The sequence below is a fragment of the Ramlibacter agri genome (assembly GCF_012927085.1).
Taxonomy (GTDB): domain Bacteria; phylum Pseudomonadota; class Gammaproteobacteria; order Burkholderiales; family Burkholderiaceae_C; genus Ramlibacter; species Ramlibacter agri.
In genome coordinates this window covers 3,454,972-3,471,404 of the sequence record NZ_JABBFX010000001.1, presented here as the reverse complement: position 1 = coordinate 3,471,404, position 16,433 = coordinate 3,454,972, and the positions used below count along the sequence as shown (strand labels likewise).

Here is a 16,433-nt window from a genome sequence, read left to right as displayed (position 1 = left end):
CTGATTTGATGGGGTTGCGCAAGCCGCTGGGGCCCGCCGGGACAACTCTCCATTTTACGCGGGCCCCTCGAAAATCGCCCACGGCGGGGCTGGATCACCGGACGCCGCGCAAGCCTATCGGGCCAGCCAGCCGATCACCAGGGCGTTCGCCAGGTCGATGAAGAAGCCGCACACCAGCGGGACGACGATGAAGGCCCGGGGCGCTGCGCCGAACTCGCGCGTCACCGAAGTCATGTTGGCCACGGCGGTCGCCGTCGAGCCCAGCGCGATGCCGCCGAAGCCGGCGCAGACCACGGCCGCCTCGTAGTCGCGGCCCATCGCGCGGAAGACGACCAGCACCGTGAAGGCGACGGCCAGCAGGACCTGCAGCAGCATCGCGGCGGCGATGTAGCCCAGGATGCCATGCAGGGCCGACAGTTGCAGGCCCATCAGCGCCATCGTGATGAACAGCCCGAGGCAGATGTCCGAGATCAACGCGACGCTCGGCTGCATCCGCGGCCAGCGCCACAGCCCCCGCCCCCGCGGCGCGAGCCAGCCGCCCAGGCCCCGCAGCACGATGCCGGCCATCAGGCAGCCGACGAAGGCGGGCAACTGCAGGCCGGTGCGGGCGATGAGCCCCGACAGCTCCTGGCCCAGCACCAGGGCCGCGTTCAGCCACAGCAGCGCCAGCATGACGCCGTCGTAGTCCAGGCGGGCCGTGGCTTCGTCGCTGTGGCGCACGCCGACCTCCAGCTCCGCGCCCCCCGAGGGCTGCACGCCATGGCGCCGGATGAGGAACAGCGCGATCGGCCCGCCCACCACGCACGCCGACACCAGGCCCAGCATGTTCGCGGCCAGCCCCAGTTCGCCCGCCGCCTCCAGGCCCAGCCGCTGGGTGAAGTGCGGCGTCCACGCCAGCGTGGTGCCGACGCCGCCCGTGAGGGAGATCGAGCCGGCCATCAGGCCCAGCCGCGCGTCCATTCCGAAGGCCCGGGCCATCGCCATGCCGGCGAAGTTCTGCAGCAGCATGAAGCCGGTGGCCAGCGCCAGCAGCACCACCAGCCCGCGGCCGCGCTGCGCCAGGGTGCGCACGTCCGTGCTCAGGCCGAGCGCTGCGAAGAAATACAGCAGCAGGAGGTCGCGCGCCGGCAGGTCGAAGACGATCTCGACGTCCGCCTTGAGGTACAGCAGCAGCACCACGGCGGCGCAGCACAGCCCGCCGGCCACGGAATCGGGAATGCTGTAGCGGCGCAGGCCGGGGTAGCGCCGCGCCAGGCCCTTGCCCACGAACAGCAGCAGGATGGCCAGCGTGAAGCTGGCCAGGGAATCGACTGCGACAGTGTGAAGCGCCATTGGTTTCGCGGGGGCAAGGCAGGAGCCCTACGCCGCGCCGGCGCGGGAAGGTGGACGGCTAGCTCACTTCTTGATGCCGAATGCGCCCAGCATCTGCTCCGTCTGCTTCTGCATCTGCTCCTGCATCTTTTCGAACATTGTCTTCGACTGTTCGACGTAGTTGCCCATCATCCCCTGCATCAGTGGGTTCTGCATGTTCATGAACTGCGCCCACACCTCGGGCGCCACGTTCTTGGACTGCTCGGCCATCTGGGCCTGCAGGTCGGTGAAGGCCTGCACGTTCTTCTCGAGGTACGAGCCCATGAAGCCCTGCATCGCGTGGCCGTAGAAGCGGATGATGTTGGCCAGCGCGGGTTCGCTGAACATGGGCGTGCCGCCGGCCTCCTCTTCCAGGATGATCTGCAGCAGGATGCTGCGCGTGAGGTCCTCGTTGGTCTTGGCGTCGCGGACCACGAAGGACTGGTGGTCCATCACCAGCTGCTTCACTTCGGCCAGCGTGATGTAGGTGGACGTGTCGGTGTCGTAGAGGCGCCGGTTCGGATATTTCTTGATGATCCGCTGCGCCGGCTTGGCGGCGTGGGCTTTCTTGTTCTGCACGGGCAACTCCTCGCTGGATCGGCGCGCGCGATTTGCGCAGTGCAGCAGATTCTAGTGAACCGTACGGTTGCGTACGGCACAGGTTTTCCCTACGCATGGGAAGCATGCAGCAAAAGGCGCTACTGCGCAGCGGCACTTGGATGACTCCAGCACGGGCGCCGCTGCCGAAGAAGCGGGCATGCGGGCCCCGGCCCGCCTGGAGAACACCGACATGCCCCGCCTCGCTTTCTGCGCACTCGCCGCGCTCGCCACGTCCCTGCTCGCCCTCGGCGTCCAGGCCATGGAGTCCCGTCCGGACGACGCGCCGTTCGACATGCTCGCCGCGGCCGAACCCACGCCGGCCCCGCCCGAGGCCCAGGGCCCGGCCAGCGCCGGCTTCGCCTCCTGGACCGAGCTGCTGGCCAGCTTCCGCGCGCCGCGCTTCGGCGTGCACGTGGGCTCGCACCACTGGCCGGACCGCCGCACGCCCACCAGCCCCAAGTACAACAACGTCAACCTCGGCATGAACCTCCGCTTCGAGAACGGCGCGACGGCGGGCTTCTATTTCAACAGCGAGCGCCACCTGAGCACGTACGGCGGCTGGACCCTGACGAATTCCGCCTGCGGCCCCGCGCTGACAATCGGCGGCATCACCGGCTACCACCAGGGCCCCCTGCTCCCCATGGCCATCCCGAGCGTCTGCTTCCTCGACCACCTGCGCGTGATGTTCATCCCCAAGGCCGAACCCAAGGGCGCCAACGTGCTGCACCTCGCGCTGGAGTACTAGAAGCCGCTACGATGCCCGGATGATCATCGGGAACGAGCGCGAACTGACCGAAGCGGTGCTGGCGGAACTGGCGGGCGCGCCCGATCCGCGCTTCCGCGAAATCATGGGCGCCGCCGTGCGCCACCTGCACGCCTTCGTGCGCGAGGCGCGCCTGAGCGAAGCGGAATTCCAGCTGGCCTGCGGCTGGATCGCGAAGCTGGGCCAGCTCACCACCGGCTCCCACAACGAGGTGGTGCTCACGGCCGGCTCGCTGGGCGTCTCCGCGCTGGTCTGCCTCCTGAACAACGGCGACGGCGGCCAGACCGAGACCACGGCCAACCTGATGGGCCCCTTCTGGCGCATGGAGTCGCCCCGGACCGCCCATGGCGGCTCCATCGTGCGCTCGCCCACGCCGGGCCTGCCCCTGTTCGTGAACGCCTGGGTGCGCGACCGCGATGGCCGGCCGGTGGCCGATGCGGAGGTGGATGTCTGGCAGGCCTCGCCGGAAGGCTTCTACGAGAACCAGGACCCCGGCCAGGCCGACATGAACCTGCGCGGCAAGTTCACCACCGACGCCGCGGGCCGCATCGCCTTTCGCAGCGTCAAGCCCAAGGGCTACCCGATTCCCGCCGACGGCGTGGCCGGCGCCCTGCTGCGCACCCAGGGCCGCCACAACATGCGGCCCGCGCACGTGCATTTCATGATCCACAAGCCGGGCTACAAGACGCAGTTCTCGCAGGTCTATTCCAGCGACGACCCCAACCTGGAGACCGACGCCCAGTTCGGCGTCACCCGGGCGCTGGTCGGCCAGTACGTGCTGCATGACGGCGAGCCGGCGCCCGATGCCGACGTGGAGGGCTCCTGGTATTCGCTGGACCACCACTTCGTGGTCGAACCGGGCGAGGCGCGGCTGCCGCGCCCGCCCATCACGGGGAAGTCGGCGGGCGAGCGGCCGCAGCTGCGTGTGTTGGAACGGACTCCGCGCTAGCCGACGAAGCTGGCGGCCGGCGCGATGGCGCCGCATAGGGGTCGCCCGGCGGCACGACCTTGGCTCCGGCCGGATCGCTGAAGTAGTGCGGCGACATGATCTGCACGCCGTGCTCGTTGAACACGTCCAGCACGTTGGCGTTCAGCAGGTGCATCAGTTCGGCGCGCGCCAGGGGCCGCTGCGGCGTGGCCTGGCAAACCAGCCGGTACTCGACGTAGAAGTCCGACAGCGCGGTCTGGAACACGCGCGCCGCCGGCTCGGCGCAGATGCCTTCGGTGCGGCCCGCTGCTTCCAGCAGGATGGCGTGGACCTGGCGCCAGGGCGTGTCGTAGCCGATGGTCACGCTGGTGTCGACGATGAAGCCCGCGCCCTGCACCGTGCGCGAATAGTTGACCGTCACGTTGGCGAGGATCACCGAGTTGGGCAGGGTCACCTCCTCGCCCATGCCGGTACGGATGCGGGTGGTGAACAGGGCCAGCGACAGGACGGTGCCTTCGTTGCCGCCGACGCGGATGTATTCGCCGACCCGAAGCACGCGCCCGTACAAGAGGATGACGCCGCTGAAAGCCTGCCCGATCAGGCTGGAGCCGCCCAGCGTGATCATCAGGCCGATCAGCACCGACATGCCCTTGAAGGCCTCGCTCTGCGAGCCGGGCAGGTAGGGATAGGCCATCACGACGGCGAAGATCCAGATGCCGACGCTGACCAGCCGGCGCGTGGGCGCCGCCAGGTCGTGGTCCAGCCAGGTCGGGCCGGACTGGCCTTTCTCGGCCCGGTCGAAGATCGGCCGCACCGCCGCCACGAGGGCGCGCGCCAGCAGGAAGATGATGGCGGCCACCAGCAGGTCCGGCAGCGCCCGCAGCATGTTGCCCCCCAGCTGCTCCAGCAGGCGCAGCACCAGCAGGCCCAGCTGCTCGCCCCACACGCGCGTCGCCGGGAACTGCTGCAGCACGAACACCAGCCACTCGTAGGCCAGGGCCACCAGCAGCACCCAAGAGGCCGCGCGTACCAGCCACTGGCCGATGGCATGCGGCCGCGTGGCTTCCCACAGCGGCTGGCCGGCGCCGCGCGCCCGCTGCGCGGCCTGCGCGAGCAGGTCGCCGATGCGCGCTGACAAGGCGCCGCGCAGTCGCACGACGGCCCAGGCGAGGAAGGCAAAGAGGGCCGTGGCGATGAGCGAGAAGCCCACGGCGCGCAGCAGCCGGCCCTGGTCGCGCGCCTCGTGGGTTTCGTTGATCGCGCGGGACAGCGCCGCCACTGTGGCCTGCGTGGTCGCATCGAGCTTGTCCGGCCGCAGCGGGTCCACGTCCTCGGGCGTCAGGATCAGCGCGAACGCGCCGTCGACGAGGACCACGTTGCCCTGCGGCTCCTTGCGCACCGTCACCACGCCCGGGCCGCCGGCCTCCAACAGGTCTTCGATGGCCTCCTGCGCCCGGCTGGCGCGGCCGGGCGGCTGGATGCCGAGGAAGGGCGCGCGGAAGGTGGCGATCTTCCGGCTGTAGATGCGCACCGTCGCCTCGTCCTGGGGGGGCGCGGAAGCGGGTGTCGCCGCGACGGCGGCAACGGCGGCGGGAACCTGGCCGCAGGCCAGCCCGGACAGGGCGGCCAGCAGGACCAGCAGGAGGGCGAAGCGGCCGGCCCTCACTCCTCGAACGCCACCAGCGCGCGGTAGGCATGCCAACTGGCATGCGCAAGCCACGGGAACACCACGATGAGCCCCACCATGAAGGTGAGCAGCCCGATCCACGTGATCACCGCGATCAGCAGCGCCCAGAGCAGCATGGGCAGCGGATTGCGCAGGCAGCTTTGCACGCTGGCAATCACGGCGGTGATGATGTCCACCGGCCGGTCCAGCAGCATCGGCACGCTGACGACACTCAACGCGAACGCGACGGCGGCGATCAGCGCGCCGGCGGCGCCCAGCGCCAGCACCAGCGACAGGTGCTCGGGCGAAAACACCAGCGCGGTGAGCAGGTTCTTCACCGCCAGCGGCTCACCGCGGTAGAAGGCCGCGAAGATGATCGCCGCGATGCGTTCCCAGAAGATCAGCACCACGGCCAGCATGAAGCCGAACAGCGCGATGGACTGGGCGTTGGTGCGCCAGGCCCGGCGCGCCGCGGCCGGGTCGAGCGGCTCGCCGCGTTCCAGCTGGCGCGTGAGGCCGTAGACCAGGATGGCGGCGAAGGGCGCGACCAGCAGGAAGCCACCGGTCAGCGCTGGCACCAGGTAGGCGATGCCCCAGGTCGCCAGCAGCAGCACCCAGCCGGCCGCCGCCACCAGCAGCCCCACCCGCAGGCTGGGCCGCAGGCTGCGTTGCAGGTCCTGCGCCCCGAGCCGCAGCCACTGGATGGGTGCCCCCACGCCCACGTGCCGCACTTGCGGCGCCGCCGGCGCTGCTATCGCATGGGATTCGTCGAACGCATGGTCCATGGCCTGTCCCCTCGGAACGATGGTGCCGCCATGGTAGTCCTGCCAGCTCGCGCCAGCACAGCCGTGGGACCTTGGTCCAATGGGCGTTGCGCTGGGCCTGGCCTAGGCGGCGGACGCCGCGTAGATGCCGGCGATGGAAGCGTCCAGCGCGCGGTCGAACTCCGCGTCGGACTGCTGCGCCGCAAGGCCTTCGGTGAGCGCGCGCGAGAAGCTCGCGATGACGCCGTGGTTGCGCGCGAGCCGCCGGTTTGCGTCCTCGCGCGAGTAGCCGCCGGACAGGGCGACCACGCGCAGCACCTGCGGGTGCCGCACGAGGTCCGCGTAGAAGTCGTCCACCGAAGGCAGCGTGAGCTTCAGCATCACCTGCTGCTGCGGGCCCAGCGCGTCGAGGCGCTCGAGGATGGCGGCCTTGAGCAGCCGCTCCGCGCCCTCCTTGTCGGTGGCGTGGATGTCGACCTCGGGTTCGATGATGGGCATGAGGCCCGCCGCCAGGATCTGCCGGCCGACCGCGAACTGCTGGTCGGCGACGTCGGCGATGCCCTTGGCGTCCGCGTGCTTCACGACCGAACGCATCTTGGTGCCGAAGACGCCCTTCTCCCTGGCGCGCGCCAGCAGGCCATCGAGGGCGGGCATGGGCTTCATGCGTTGCACGCCGTCCGCCTCCTCGGCGAGCCCCTTGTCGACCTTGAGGAAGGGCACGACCTGCTTCACCGACCACAGGTAGTCGGCACTGGGGCGCCCCTGGATCTCGCGGTCCATCGTCTGCTCAAACAGGATCGCTCCCAGCACGCGGTCGCCGCCGAAGGCCGGGCTCGCAACGATGCGGCTGCGCATGGCATGCATCAGGTCGAACATCTGCTGCTCGCCCGCATAGCTGCCCGGCTCGACGCCGTACAGGCTCAGCGCCTTGGGCGTGCTGCCCCCGCTCTGGTCGAGCGCGGCGATGAAGCCGCGGGCGGACTTGACCTTCTCGTGCTGCTTCGGATCCATGGCGGCCCCCGTGCTCAGGACGACATCACGGGTGCATTCTGGACCGAAGAGCCTCAGTTGAGGTCCTTGTCCTTCCAAGCCTTCAGCCCGCCGACCGCGCCGCCGGCCTGCAGGCCCGCCTTGGTCAGCGCAAACATCTTGCCGCCGGAAACGTTGCCGCCGCCCGCGCCGGCATTGGCCGCGCTGGTCCCGGTGCCCGCGCCCGCCGAGGCGTTAGCCGAGGCTTCCCAGCCGTGCTCGATGAAATCGGACAGCGACTTGGCGTCCTGGAAGATGAACAAGTAGCGCGTGTCGGAGGCGCCGATCTGCAGGCCCGCGCTGGCCTGCCCCACGTTCATGAAGGTGTCCTTCTTCGACTTGTTGTCGTGCGCCAGGCCCTTGCCGCCCGCGCCGCCGAGGCCGAAGCTCAGGCCGTAGGTGGTGAACACGGCAAAGCCGGCGGCCTTGGAGACTTCGTCCTTGAGGCTGGCGTCGGACTTGTAGAAGTCCTGCAGCGTCTGCATGGCCTTCTGCCTGATCTCCGACTGCTTCGCGGTCTTGTCGGCTTCCGCGCGCGCGGTGGCCGCGAGCAGCAGTGACGGGACGGTGATGAGGACCTGGCGTCTTTGCATGGAATCTCCTGGATCGTTGAGCAGGAGATTGTTGGGCGCCGCGGCCGCCCGGCGCATGGGACCTAGGTCCCATGCACCCTTCGGGGGAAGCCTAGGGATGGTCGGCGCGCGCCTTGAGGATGAGGTCGACCAGGTCCTGGCCGCCGCTGGCGTTGTTCTCGCTCGAGTTCTGGGAGCTCTGCGTGGCGACGACGCTCGGCCAGGACTCGCCGTTCCACCAGCCGAAGAAGGGGCCACCCGACTGGCCGGGCCACGCGTCGGCGTAGTGCGACATCGCCTCGTGCGAATCGAATTCCCACCAGTAGCCGTCCAGCGGGATGCCGCCCTGGTAGGTCGGGCGGTTGCCGCCCGTGAGGTCGCCCGGGTAGCCGATGTGGCTCCAGTACGCGCCGCCGTCCCAGCCGTCGGTGTAGCCCTTGGCCCCCATCCAGCCGGTGAGGTTGCCGATCGGGTGCTCGAGCACGCAGCAGACGTAGTCGTACATGCCCTCGATGAAGTCGACCGTCGGGCCCACGACCTTGTACTTCGAATACGTCATGACGGCCCAGGCCACGCCGAACGGCGCGCTGCCGTCGAAGTACGAAGGCGTGAAGCGCACCCAGCCGGCCGTGCCGTCGTTGTTCCACTGGATCACGTGGCTCACCGTCAGCAGGTGGCGCGGGCCGACCATCACGCCGCTGCCCTGCCCCAGCGCCTGGGCGCCGCCCGTGCGCATTGCATCGGGAATGAGGATGACCGTCCGATGTGATGGTCGCCGCCCGCGGCAGACGATTCGACGCGCGGGACCTGGGTTCCGTGCCGCTGGCGCGGAGCGGCTAGCGGCGCCGGTCGAGCGCCAGGATCGACACGCCTGCAGCCACGAAAGTGAGCCCGGCGCCGACGTTGGCGGCCAGCACCACGCGCGGCCGCTTGGCCAGCGCCCGCGACAGCTGCGCGGCAAAGCAACCGAGCACGGTGAAGATCAGCGTCGTCAGCACGGCGAAGATCGCGCCGTACACGAGCATCTGTTCGGCCACGGAGCCGCGCGCGGCGGACACGAACTGCGGGATGAAGGCCACGACGAACAGCCCCGGCTTCGGGTTCAGCACGTTGGACAGCAGGCCGGTCAGGAACACGCGGCGCAACGGCTGCTGCTGCGCCGGCACGAAGGAAATGAGGTTGCGCGAGCGGATCGCCTTGAACCCCAGCCACACCAGGTAGGCCGCGCCGGCCGCCTTGACGATCCAGAACGCCAGCGGCGAGGTCTGCAGCACGAGCGCCAGGCCCAGGGTCGCGGCGACCGAGTGGCACAGGATGCCCAGGCCGGCGCCGAGCGAGGACAGCGCCGCGGCGGTCCGGCCCTGGCTCAAGCCGCGGCTGAGGGCCAGGATGTTGTCCGGCCCCGGCGCGATCACGACCAGCAGCACCGCGGCGAGGTAGGCGAGGAGGATGTCGGCGGGGAACATGGAGGCATCTTATCGGCTGGCTCGGCGCCGCGGCGCCAGCTGGATGGCGGCCTCCAGAATCGGTTGGGCCCACTCGGGCACCGCGGCGAGCGAAGCCGCCGAACGAACGTCCGGGAAGGTCACGCGCCCGCCTTCGAGCTCGATCACCAGGTTGGGATCCGGGATGTCCTGGCCAGGTCGCACCGTGAGGCTGTTGTCGAAGACCTGGACCCGCGCAAGCGTGGGCAAGAGCGTCACCAGGTTGGCCCGTGAAGTCGTCCACCGCTCGCGGATCTTGTCCTCGGGGATGGGGTGCCCGCGGTGCGCGACGCGCTGCGCCACGCGGGCGAGATGCAGTTCCGGTGACGACAGGCCGCAGTACAGCATGAACACGGCATGCGATTGCGAGGCCTCGCGCAGCAGCCGCGTGATCGTGTGCCCGCCCAGCGTCGTTTCGAACGCGTGGTTGCTGCCGCTCGCGATGGCCTCTTCCAGCAACGCCCTGCCCTGCTGCCAGGCATGCCCGTTCGCTTCAGCCAGGCCAATCCCCAGCTTGCGTGCCAGTTCCGCAGCATACCGGTCGGGGTTGAACCAGGTCAGCCCCTGGTCCTGCAGCAGCATGCTGAGAACCGAACTCTTGCCCGCGCCGTTCACCCCGGCGAGGACGACGATGAAGGGACGCACCTAGAACGAGGTGCCGGCTTTCGGTCGCTTGGCCAGCTTGCCCTTGCGCTGGAACATGGCGGCCACCTTGTCCCCAGCGCCAGGCGACTGCAAGCCGGCGAGCCTGTCCTTGAATTGCGCGGACAGCTGGTCCAGCGCCGAAGCTTCCCGCTCCTTGAGCGCAGCCGCGCTTGCGGCGAGCTGCCGGTAGGCTTCCGCGTTCACCAGCACCACTTCCACCGCGGAGTGGTTGGTGATGGCCACGCTTCCAGTCTCGCGGACTTCGCGCACCACCTCGCGCCATTTGTTCTTCACCGCCGACGCCGTCTGGCGAGGCAGTTCTTCCAGTTGGGGCAGGTCGGCCAGCATGCGGAGCTCCTAGGGTTAGGGCATTTTGCCATATTTCGGAAAAAATGGCATTTTTTCAATCCACGCCCTCGCGCTCCAGCGCCCCAGAACGACGAAGCCCCGCCTTCCTTGCGGAAGACGGGGCCGGATCTTGGTAGGCGCGATTGGACTCGAACCAACGACCCCCACCATGTCAAGGTGGTGCTCTAACCAGCTGAGCTACGCGCCTGTCGTTGAGCCCTCGATTGTAGCAGGGTTCTGCGCGACGACTTTCGCAAGGCTGACAACCAGTCTGCGCGGCGGCCGCGCGACCACTGCTTCGGCGATGTTCTGCGCCTCGACCAGCACGAAATCCGCGCGGCAGCCGACCGCGAGGCCGTAGTCGGAAAAGCCGCAGGCGCATGCCGCGGCGCTGGTGACCGCATCGAAGGCCAGCGCGATCTCGTCGTCGCGCCGCAGGTTGTTGCGCAGGCCGAGCAGCATCGCCCGCTCCAGCATGTCGGGCCGGCCATAAGGCGTCCAGGCGTCGCGGATGCCGTCGTTGCCGGCAGCCACCAGCACGCCGGCCTGCACGCACTCCTTCAACGGCGGGACCGGACGCGAGGCCGTGCCGGTCGTGATGATCGCCACCTGCAGGCGCGCCATGCGCTCCAGCAGTTGCGCGCGCCGCGCGAATGCGACATCACCAAGGCAGAAGCAGTGGCTGACGGCGACGCGGCCTGCGAAGCCCAGCGCCTGCGTGCGATCGAGCAGCAGGTCCAGCGTGCGCGCGCCCTCTTCCCCGCCTTCATGCAGGTGGATGTCGATGGGCTTGCCATGCTTCGTCGCGATGGCGAACAGCAGGTCCAGCGAAGCCGCGGCATCGCCATCGATCGCCTGCGGATCCAGGCCGCCCAGCACGTCGGCGCCGAGCCGCAAGGCTTCGTCCAGCAATTCCGCCGTCCCAGGACGTGCCAGCAGGCCCGATTGCGGGAAGGCGACCAGCTGGATCTCCATCTCGTCGCGCAAGGCTGCCCGCGTGGCAAGCACGCCGTGCAGATGCTTCAAGCCCGCTTCGGTGTCGATATCGACATGCGTGCGCAGGCGCGTCGTGCCCTGCGCCAGGAATTCGCGCGCCAGCTTCAGCGCCTGCGCGCCGGCATCGTGGCCGCTGTCAGCGCGGAAGCGGCGCTCGTTGGCGATGCGGTCTTCCAGGCGCGGGCCGACTTCGTTGACGTACCAGGGCAGGCCCCAGAGCGTCTTGTCCAGGTGGGTGTGGGACTCGATGAGGCCGGGGAGGAGCAAGGCACCGGCGCCGTCGATGACGGGCATGGATCCCGGATCGAGTCCGGGATGCAAAGCATGGATGCGGCCGCCGCGCACTTCCACGTCGACGGCCGCGCCGCCCAGCGGCCGCACGTTGCGCAGCAGCAGGTCCATCAGCGCCGGCGCGCCGAGCGCACCCCGTTGACATCGGCCACCACGACCAGCACCTTCGCCAGCTTCTGCGAATCGGTGATCTCCACCGTGAACGTCATCCAGGCCGTGCCCTTGACGCTCTGCGTCTGCACGCCGATCACGTTCATCTTCTCCTTGGCGAACACCTCGGAGATGTCGCGCAGCAGCCCCTGGCGGTCCTGCGCCTCGATGGCCACGTCCACCGGGTAGACCGCGCCCTCCTCCTTCTTCGGCTTGCCCCACTCCACCTCGATCACGCGCTCCGGCGTGCGCGCCGCCATCTCGCGGAAGTTGGCGCAGTCGTTGCGGTGGATGCTGACGCCCTTGCCGCGCGTGACGAAGCCGCTGATCGCGTCCGGCGGCGCCGGCTTGCAGCACTTGGCCAGCTGCGTCAGCAGCGAATCGACGCCCACCACCAGCACGCCGCCCTTGGGCGACTTCGGCGTGGCCTTCGCCTTCTTCAGCAGCAGGTAGTCGTCCTGCGGCAGCGGCGGCGCGGCCGGGTGCAGCAGGGTCTCGATGTTGCGCAGCGAGAATTCGTCCTTGCCGACGACGAAGAACAGGTCTTCCGCCGACTTGAACCCCAGCTGCGAAGCCAGGTCTTCCAGCTTGATCGCGGTCTTGCCTTCGCGCTGCAGCAGCTTTTCCACCAGCTCGCGGCCACGGCCCACGGTGTCGTGCCGCTGCTGCTCGTTGAACCAGGCGCGCGCCTTGGCCTTCCCCCGGCTGCTCGCGAGGAAACCCAGCTCCGGGTTCAGCCAGTCGCGCGAGGGCCCGCCTTCCTTGACGGCGATGATCTCCACGGTCTGGCCGTTATGCAGCGGCGTGTTCAGCGGCACCATCTGGCCGTCGACACGCGCGCCGCGGCAGCGATGGCCCAGGCTCGTGTGGACGCTGTAAGCGAAGTCCACCGGCGTGGCGCCCTGCGGCAGCTCCACCACCGAAGCCTGCGGCGTCAGCACGTAGATGCGGTCCTCGAACAGGCCTTCGGCGGAGCCTACCAGCTCGCGCTCCCACGCCAGCAGCTGGCGCAGCACCGCGATCTTGGCGTCGTAGTTGCTGCCGGCCGTGACGCCCGCATAGCCCTTGGCGCCGGCTTCCTTGTAGGCCCAATGCGCCGCCACGCCGTGCTCGGCGTGTTCGTGCATGGCCTTCGTGCGGATCTGGATCTCGATCGGCCGCCCCGCCGGGTCGCGCACCACCGTGTGCAGCGACTGGTAGCCGTTCGCCTTGGGACGGGCGATGTAGTCGTCGAACTCCTCGATGATCGGCATGAAGCGCGAATGCACCCAGGCCAGCGCCGCGTAGCAGTCCTTCACGTCTGGCACGATCACGCGCAGCGCGCGCACGTCCAGCACCTCGTCGAACTCCAGCGACTTGCCGCGCATCTTCTTGACGATGCTGTAGATGTGCTTCGGCCGGCCGTGCACCTCGGCGTCGATGCCCAGCCCCTTCAGCTCGATCTCCAGCTGCGAGCGCATCTGCTCGACGTAGTGCTCGCGCTCGACGCGCTTCTCGTCCAGCCAGCGGGCAACGCGCTTGTAGGTTTCCGGCTCCAGGAAGCGGAAGGCGAGGTCCTCCATCTCCCACTTCAGCTGCCAGATGCCCAGGCGGTTGGCAAGCGGCGCGAACACGTGCAGCGCCTCGTAGGCCACGCCCGGCGCCACCGGGCGCTTGGTCGCGGCGTACCAGCGCAGGGTCTGCAGGCGCGAGGCCAGGCGCAGCATCACCACCCGCAAATCGCGCGAGAAGGCGAGCAGCATCTTGCGCACGTTCTCGGTCTGCGCCTTGGGGTCGTCGATCAGGTGCGCGGTGACTTCGGCGCCGCGCGCCTGCTGCTGGATGCGCACCAGCTTGTTGGTCTCCACCGCGAGCGCGGCATAACTCTCGCCGAAGGCCTTGGCGATGACCTCCTGCGGCTTGTTCAGGTGGTGCGCGGCGTAGACCAGGTAGCTGGCCGCTTGCATGGCCTCGGAGCCGCCCATGGACTTCAGGATGGCGGCCACGGCGTCGGCGTGCACCAGCGTGTTCTCGCCGGTGTCCAGCGTCTCGCCGGCGATCAGGGGCTCGGCGAACGCGCGTGCGCGGGCCAGCGCGTTCGCCTGTTGCGGCAGCGCCTGTTCGGCCGCCATCACCAGTTCGGGGACGGGTGCGGCTTCAGCCAGTTCCGCGGAATGGCTTTTCATCGGATGCGGTGTCGGTAGGCAGCAGGAAGGAAGCAACGACCTCCACCTGCTTGTCGTCAATGAGGGTCGGCGCGTGGCCCACCCCTTCGAATTCCACCAGCCGGGCTTTCGGCCCGCGCCGGGACATCTCTTCGGCGGTCGCGCGCGTCAGCAGGTCGGAGTTGGCACCGCGCAGCAGCAGCGTGTCGGCGCGGATCGCGTCGTAAGCCTGCCAGAGCGCGGCCTCGCCCGCCGCCGCCGCTTCCTGCGTCATGCTGCGGAAAGGAACGGCGATCGCCGGATCGTAGTGCAGCGTGAAGCCGCCGGCGGGCAGCGGCTTCACCATCGCCTGCGACAGCGCCAGCCATTGCGCCGGCGTGTGCGGGCCGAAGCTGGTGGAGATCTGCCACATGGCGTCGGCGGCCTGCTGCACGCTGTCGAACTTGCCGGTGTTGCCCAGGTAGGTGCCGATGCGCTGCAGCGCGGCCCACTGGATCACCGGGCCGACGTCGTTCAGCACGAGACGGCGGACGGGCGCCGGCAACGGCAGCTTCGGCGTGCCGGCCAGCCCCATGCCGATCAGGCCGCCCATGCTGGTCCCCACCCAGTCCAGGGTGGCGATGGGCGCCTGCGCATTCAATTGGCCCAGCATGGCCAGCATGTCCGCCACGTAGGTCGGGAAGGCATAGCCCATGGGATCCGGCAGCCAGTCGCTGCGCCCGCGGCCGACGACGTCGGGGCAGACGATCCGCAGCGGCGTGCGGCTGCGTTCCAGCAGGCCCTGCGCCAGGACGTCGAAGTCGCGCCCCTGGCGCGACAGGCCGTGGACGCAGACGACCAGGTGCGGCGCGGCAGCGTCGCCCCATTGCCAATAGGCCATGCGGTGGCTGCCGGAAGGGCCGGCGCAGGTGACGTGGTTGAGCGTGGGCACGTTCATGAGCTGGTGGGCGCCGGGACAGCCCGGCCGCGTCATCCTAAATGAAACGGCTCGCCCAGCTTCAGCGTGTCCCCTTTCGACTCTTCGAAGCGGTCGTCCGCCAGGTCGTAATCCCAGCGTTCCGCCCGCACTTCGCGCATGCCGCCGGGGGCCGGCGGGCTCCAGCGCACCACGTTCACCGAATTCGGGCTGCCATGCCGGGTGCGGTGCGACAGCGCCGTGCCGGCCTGCAGGCAGAACAGCGGCCGCGGCGTGGCATTGGCGCGCGCCACCAGGTCGCTGGTGTAGGGCAGGTGGATGTGCCCGCCCAGCACCAGGTCGGCGCCGGCCCGGGCCCAGGCCTGCACCGCGGCCTCGCCGCCGTGCAGCCGGTCCTTTTCGTCTTCCGGCCGCAGCACGCAGGCCGGCTGGTGGGTCACCACCACCCGCAGCTGGCCGGGCCGGGCGCGGTGCAGGCGCTCGACGACGCGGCGGATCTGCCGGGCCGAGACTTCGCCGTCCTTGTGGCGGGTCGGTCGGGTGGTGTTGACGCCGAGCACCAGCACGTCGGCCAGGTCCAGCTCCGGCTCCAGGTCCTTGCCGAAGCAGGCCTGGTAGGCCGCGTACGGCGAAAGGACCCGGGCCGCAACGTTGTAGAGCGGGATGTCGTGGTTGCCCGGCAAGGTCAGCAGGTGCGGGACCTGCAGCGCGTCGCAGAACCGGCGCGCCGCCGCGAACTGGGCGCTGCGGGCGCGCTGGGTGATGTCGCCGGACAACACCACCACGTCCGGACGCAGCGCGTGCGTGAACTGCAGCAGCGCGGCCACGACCCGCGGCTCCTCGGTGCCGAAGTGCGGGTCGGACAGGTGCAGCAGGACGGTCATCGTTCTGCCGCCAATTTAGCCGGCCTGCCGCGGCGCCCTTGTCGGACGCCTTCGCTGCTGATCAGCGCAGTTGGACCGAGCCGGAGACGGTGACCGACACCGTGCTCTTGCCGGGCTCGACCGGCACCGCGCTGTCGCTGGCCGCCTTGGCCTCCATGGCCATCGGCCGGAAGCGCGGCGTCGGGCCCATGTCGTTGCTGTTCACCGCCACCTCGCGCAGCGTGTAGCCGGTGAAGCCGAAGCCCTTGGCCAGCTCGTTCGCGCGATTCTTGAACTGCTCGATGGCCTTGGTCTGCGCGTCCGACTCGACCCGGGCGCGCTGCTCGCGGCTGAGCCCGAAGGACATGCCGGCCAGCGTCAGCGTCTGGATGCGGCCGGCCGCCTGCGTGATGCGCGGGAAGTCGCGGCCTTCCAGGATCAGCTCGGCGCTGCCGGTCCAGCCGGAGATGCGGCCCTGCTTGTCATGTCGCGGAAAGAGCGCAAAGTTTCCACTGCGAACATCCAGCTGCCCCGGTTGTGCGCTTTTGCGCGCCTCCGCCAGCGCGGCTTCCAGCGCCGTCTTCAGCTGCGCCTGCACGGCGTTCGGGTCGGTGCCGTCGCGCGAGGTGGAGAGCGTCATCATCAGCAGGTCCTGCTGCACTTCGACGGTGCCGCTGGCTTGCAGCTGCAGCACGTTCTGCGGCGGCGGCAGCGTCTGGGCGCAGGTCAGCGAGGCCGCGGCCAGCAGCGCGCAGCCGGCGAAAAGGGTTCGGGTCTTGATCATGGCTCGGCAATGGTAGCGGCCGCTAACCGCCCAGCTCGCGTCCGGCAAGCCTCCCGCTTGTCAAGCGGCCCCTTGTGGGGCAACATCTGTAACACTGTGAAAGGCACCCCCGGAAAACCCGGAAACGGGGTTTCGGGGCC

Annotated in this window: 17 protein-coding genes and 1 tRNA gene; 2 read left to right on the top strand and 16 right to left on the bottom strand. The window is 69.4% G+C overall.

The annotated features are described in order from the left end of the window. Window positions 1-114: 114 nt before the first annotated feature. Together gltS and phaR are read right to left on the bottom strand one after the other, a co-directional pair. Window positions 115-1,332 (bottom strand): sodium/glutamate symporter, encoded by a 1,218-nt coding sequence (gltS, locus tag HHL11_RS16925; protein ID WP_169419506.1) that lies wholly within the window; start codon window positions 1,330-1,332, stop codon window positions 115-117. Window positions 1,333-1,395: 63 nt separating this feature from the next. After that, window positions 1,396-1,935 carry a polyhydroxyalkanoate synthesis repressor PhaR gene (gene phaR / locus HHL11_RS16920; protein WP_205964297.1) on the bottom strand — a complete coding sequence of 180 codons (540 nt, stop codon included), beginning with the start codon at window positions 1,933-1,935 and terminating at the stop codon, window positions 1,396-1,398. 205 nt (window positions 1,936-2,140) lie between these two features. On the opposite strand from phaR, the gene HHL11_RS16915 reads away from it, so the two are divergent. Together HHL11_RS16915 and HHL11_RS16910 are read left to right on the top strand one after the other, a co-directional pair. Further along, window positions 2,141-2,695 (top strand): hypothetical protein, encoded by a 555-nt coding sequence (locus HHL11_RS16915; protein ID WP_169419504.1) that lies wholly within the window; start codon window positions 2,141-2,143, stop codon window positions 2,693-2,695. Window positions 2,696-2,714: 19 nt separating this feature from the next. Beyond that, window positions 2,715-3,662, top strand: coding sequence for a dioxygenase family protein (locus tag HHL11_RS16910; RefSeq protein ID WP_169419503.1), 948 nt, complete (start codon window positions 2,715-2,717; stop codon window positions 3,660-3,662). Here the strand turns inward: HHL11_RS16910 and HHL11_RS16905 are convergent. The 14 genes from HHL11_RS16905 to HHL11_RS16840 form a co-directional block, all read right to left on the bottom strand. Beyond that, entirely contained in the window at window positions 3,601-5,307 is a 1,707-nt protein-coding gene (locus tag HHL11_RS16905) for a mechanosensitive ion channel family protein (protein WP_342593229.1), read from the bottom strand. The genes HHL11_RS16910 and HHL11_RS16905 overlap by 62 nt on opposite strands. Beyond that, a complete protein-coding gene (locus HHL11_RS16900) occupies window positions 5,304-6,092 on the bottom strand; it encodes a DUF2189 domain-containing protein (RefSeq protein WP_169419501.1) in 789 nt (262 codons plus the stop codon). The genes HHL11_RS16905 and HHL11_RS16900 overlap by 4 nt, the downstream gene beginning before the upstream one ends. Window positions 6,093-6,194: 102 nt before the next feature. Then, complete coding sequence (locus HHL11_RS16895) at window positions 6,195-7,082, bottom strand: fructose bisphosphate aldolase (RefSeq protein WP_169419500.1); 888 nt, start codon at window positions 7,080-7,082, stop codon at window positions 6,195-6,197. A 53-nt stretch (window positions 7,083-7,135) separates the two neighbouring features. Then, on the bottom strand, window positions 7,136-7,693 hold the full coding sequence (locus HHL11_RS16890; RefSeq protein ID WP_169419499.1) for a lipid-binding SYLF domain-containing protein: 558 nt from the start codon (window positions 7,691-7,693) through the stop codon (window positions 7,136-7,138). A gap of 91 nt (window positions 7,694-7,784) precedes the next feature. Next, window positions 7,785-8,408, bottom strand: coding sequence for a trypsin-like serine peptidase (locus tag HHL11_RS16885; protein WP_169419498.1), 624 nt, complete (start codon window positions 8,406-8,408; stop codon window positions 7,785-7,787). A 100-nt stretch (window positions 8,409-8,508) separates the two neighbouring features. Then, window positions 8,509-9,138: a LysE family translocator gene (locus HHL11_RS16880; protein ID WP_169419497.1), complete on the bottom strand. Its 630-nt coding sequence runs from the start codon at window positions 9,136-9,138 to the stop codon at window positions 8,509-8,511. Window positions 9,139-9,147: 9 nt separating this feature from the next. Next, window positions 9,148-9,801 carry an AAA family ATPase gene (locus HHL11_RS16875; protein ID WP_169419496.1) on the bottom strand — a complete coding sequence of 218 codons (654 nt, stop codon included), beginning with the start codon at window positions 9,799-9,801 and terminating at the stop codon, window positions 9,148-9,150. Further along, window positions 9,802-10,149 carry a type II toxin-antitoxin system prevent-host-death family antitoxin gene (locus HHL11_RS16870; RefSeq protein WP_169419495.1) on the bottom strand — a complete coding sequence of 116 codons (348 nt, stop codon included), beginning with the start codon at window positions 10,147-10,149 and terminating at the stop codon, window positions 9,802-9,804. A gap of 131 nt (window positions 10,150-10,280) precedes the next feature. Beyond that, a tRNA-Val gene (locus HHL11_RS16865) sits at window positions 10,281-10,357 on the bottom strand. Then, a complete protein-coding gene (locus HHL11_RS16860; protein WP_240980312.1) occupies window positions 10,348-11,550 on the bottom strand; it encodes an amidohydrolase family protein in 1,203 nt (400 codons plus the stop codon). The genes HHL11_RS16865 and HHL11_RS16860 overlap by 10 nt, the downstream gene beginning before the upstream one ends. Then, the gene (locus HHL11_RS16855) at window positions 11,547-13,751 is read right to left on the bottom strand and encodes a RelA/SpoT family protein (RefSeq protein ID WP_169419493.1); all 2,205 of its coding nucleotides are present in this window, start codon (window positions 13,749-13,751) and stop codon (window positions 11,547-11,549) included. Before HHL11_RS16855 ends, HHL11_RS16860 begins: the two co-directional genes overlap by 4 nt. Then, window positions 13,723-14,667: an alpha/beta fold hydrolase gene (locus HHL11_RS16850; protein WP_169419492.1), complete on the bottom strand. Its 945-nt coding sequence runs from the start codon at window positions 14,665-14,667 to the stop codon at window positions 13,723-13,725. Before HHL11_RS16850 ends, HHL11_RS16855 begins: the two co-directional genes overlap by 29 nt. A gap of 32 nt (window positions 14,668-14,699) precedes the next feature. Next, window positions 14,700-15,530, bottom strand: coding sequence for a metallophosphoesterase family protein (locus HHL11_RS16845; protein WP_169419491.1), 831 nt, complete (start codon window positions 15,528-15,530; stop codon window positions 14,700-14,702). 61 nt (window positions 15,531-15,591) lie between these two features. After that, the gene (locus HHL11_RS16840; protein WP_169419490.1) at window positions 15,592-16,293 is read right to left on the bottom strand and encodes an SIMPL domain-containing protein; all 702 of its coding nucleotides are present in this window, start codon (window positions 16,291-16,293) and stop codon (window positions 15,592-15,594) included. Between the last annotated feature and the right edge of the window lie 140 nt (window positions 16,294-16,433).

What these genes read in the sequence shown, in the direction of transcription:
- gltS (WP_169419506.1), bottom strand. Translation starts at nt 1,332, where the DNA reads ATGGCGCTTCACACTGTCGCAGTCGATTCCCTGGCCAGCTTCACGCTG.
- HHL11_RS16915 (WP_169419504.1), top strand. Translation starts at nt 2,141, where the DNA reads ATGCCCCGCCTCGCTTTCTGCGCACTCGCCGCGCTCGCCACGTCCCTG.
- HHL11_RS16855 (WP_169419493.1), bottom strand. Translation starts at nt 13,751, where the DNA reads ATGAAAAGCCATTCCGCGGAACTGGCTGAAGCCGCACCCGTCCCCGAA.
- HHL11_RS16840 (WP_169419490.1), bottom strand. Translation starts at nt 16,293, where the DNA reads ATGATCAAGACCCGAACCCTTTTCGCCGGCTGCGCGCTGCTGGCCGCG.
- HHL11_RS16890 (WP_169419499.1), bottom strand. Translation starts at nt 7,693, where the DNA reads ATGCAAAGACGCCAGGTCCTCATCACCGTCCCGTCACTGCTGCTCGCG.
- HHL11_RS16900 (WP_169419501.1), bottom strand. Translation starts at nt 6,092, where the DNA reads ATGGACCATGCGTTCGACGAATCCCATGCGATAGCAGCGCCGGCGGCG.
- HHL11_RS16880 (WP_169419497.1), bottom strand. Translation starts at nt 9,138, where the DNA reads ATGTTCCCCGCCGACATCCTCCTCGCCTACCTCGCCGCGGTGCTGCTG.
- HHL11_RS16885 (WP_169419498.1), bottom strand. Translation starts at nt 8,408, where the DNA reads ATGCGCACGGGCGGCGCCCAGGCGCTGGGGCAGGGCAGCGGCGTGATG.
- HHL11_RS16910 (WP_169419503.1), top strand. Translation starts at nt 2,715, where the DNA reads ATGATCATCGGGAACGAGCGCGAACTGACCGAAGCGGTGCTGGCGGAA.
- HHL11_RS16845 (WP_169419491.1), bottom strand. Translation starts at nt 15,530, where the DNA reads ATGACCGTCCTGCTGCACCTGTCCGACCCGCACTTCGGCACCGAGGAG.
- HHL11_RS16895 (WP_169419500.1), bottom strand. Translation starts at nt 7,082, where the DNA reads ATGGATCCGAAGCAGCACGAGAAGGTCAAGTCCGCCCGCGGCTTCATC.
- HHL11_RS16850 (WP_169419492.1), bottom strand. Translation starts at nt 14,667, where the DNA reads ATGAACGTGCCCACGCTCAACCACGTCACCTGCGCCGGCCCTTCCGGC.
- HHL11_RS16870 (WP_169419495.1), bottom strand. Translation starts at nt 10,149, where the DNA reads ATGCTGGCCGACCTGCCCCAACTGGAAGAACTGCCTCGCCAGACGGCG.